Annotated in this window: 1 protein-coding gene and 1 pseudogene; one reads left to right on the forward strand and one right to left on the reverse strand. The window is 62.8% G+C overall.

What is annotated here, in order from left to right; all coding sequences use genetic code 11:
• Nucleotides 1-129: pseudogene (locus CQY20_RS33615) on the forward strand (glycosyltransferase); the annotation flags it as partial.
• Between the two features lie 65 nt (nt 130-194).
• On the opposite strand, the gene ltrA reads toward CQY20_RS33615, so the two are convergent.
• Entirely contained in the window at nt 195-1,457 is a 1,263-nt protein-coding gene (ltrA, locus tag CQY20_RS33620; protein WP_097945681.1) for a group II intron reverse transcriptase/maturase, read from the reverse strand.
• Nucleotides 1,458-1,988 lie beyond the last annotated feature (531 nt).

Here is a 1,988-nt window from a genome sequence, read left to right on the forward strand (position 1 = left end):
TTTGTGTGTCCGTCGCTGTACGAGCCGCTCGGCATCGTCAACCTGGAGGCGATGGCGTGCGGTACCGCGGTAGTCGCATCGAATGTGGGCGGTATCCCGGAGGTGGTCGGTCGGGTAGCCGAGGGGGTCGCACCCCTCGGCTCCCACAGAACCGTACGTGAATCTCTCGATTCATACGGCTCTTGCCATCTTGATCACCAGACTCTCGGAACGGCTGTGGTCCATGCCCAGTGCGCGAAGTAGCGCGGGTACTGTGCGGTGACCCGCCGCCACGCCTGCTGGAATGCCCCACGGCCTTGGAACCGCCGATATTTGTTGCGGACCCAACGCATCAGGTAGGCGTTGATGCGCGTCAGGAGGGGATACAGCGCCGACCGATAGAAGGCGCCGTAGTAGTTCATCCAGCCCCGCACAATGGGGTTGATCCATCGTGCGAGCTCGAAGAAGGATTGACCGGTGCGGCGGTGCAGCCTCCAGGACCGCACCTCGCCCCCGATCTTTGTCAAGGCGGCCTGGCTGATCGCGGGGGTGAACGAGACGAACCTGCGCCCGTTTTTGGCCCGCACTCCGCGTGGCCGGAACGTGAACCCGAGGAAGGTAAACGACGTGTGCGGATAGTCGCCGCGCCGTGTGCCGTCCTTGCAGTACACGATCCGGGTCTTGTCGGGGTGCAGCCGCAGCCCGACTTCGACCACCCTGTCCTGCAGCGCAGCCAACACCCGGTGGGCTTGGCGCTCGCTGACGCAGTGCACGACCGCATCATCGACGTAGCGTTCGAATCGGACGGTCGGGAACTCCCGGGCCATCCACATATCAAACGCGTAGTGCAGGAACAGATTTGCCAGCACGGGCGAGACCGGCGACCCTTGCGGGGTGCCCCGGTCTCGCTGCTGCAAGGTGCCGTCGGGCAATGCCACCGGGGCAGCCAGCCACCGGCGCACATACAGCATTACCCACGGCTGATCGGTGTTAGCCTGCACCGCTTTGAGCATGAGGTCCCACGACACGCTGTCGAAAAACTTTTGGATGTCTAAATCGATCACCCAGTCGGTTTTCCAACACCGCTGCCGACACAACTCCACCGCGTGGACCGCCGCGCGGCCCGGCCGGTAACCATAGGAGTCATCATGGAAGATCGCTTCGGCCTTCGATGTCAACTCCTCGGCCACCACCGTTTGCGCCACCCGATCGGCCACTGTGGGCAGCCCCAGCATCCTGGTCCCGCCGCCGTGCGGCTTCGGTATTTCCACCGCACGCACCGGAGGCGGAAAGTAACTGCCCGAAGACATCCGATTCCAGACCTTGTACAGATTGTTCTGCAGGTCGGCCTCGAACGCCTCGATGGTTACCCCGTCTATGCCCGGTGCGCCCTTATTCGCCCTGACTTTCTCCCACGCCTCCGCAACCGCCCATTTCGAAATCTCGAACGGCTTGCCCGGCGACTTCAACTCGCTCATCCGACTCCTCCCGAACCCCACCGGGTTTCGGTTGATCCAACGAACACAGTCACAGATGACCCGGCCCCTTCGCTCCACTCCCATTACAGGAGCTTCATCACTACTACGAGCCGGTCCGCCGGCCGGACCGCAACGGTACTCACACCCCGGCACACCCGGGGCTACTCCCTGTCTCCCGCTCAACAACCCGAGCAGAAAGTGTCGTTCCGGCCTTCTCCCGTTCCATGCAAAAGCCGCAGACCGGGCTCGCGTCGCCTCCATGCCGGACACCGCCTGGCCAATCAACGGGCACCCGCCAGACTCATCCCGGGATCCGTCTGACACCCCGGTTTCGATGCCACCTGTAGTTTCTTTCGACACGTCAACAGCGCTTCGCTTACGCTCGCCTTCCCGATCCCCACCTGACACGTCCACCCGTGCCTTTTCCACATCGCTCACCACGATCGCGTTACCACCTGAGTTAGGACATTTTGCTTAGTGCCCCGGTTCGGGGATGTTGAGGCTGGTCAGAATTTGTCGTTGGGGCTCGGG

It is taken from the genome of Mycolicibacterium agri (genome assembly GCF_002553505.1).
Taxonomy (GTDB): Bacteria; Actinomycetota; Actinomycetes; order Mycobacteriales; family Mycobacteriaceae; genus Mycobacterium; species Mycobacterium agri.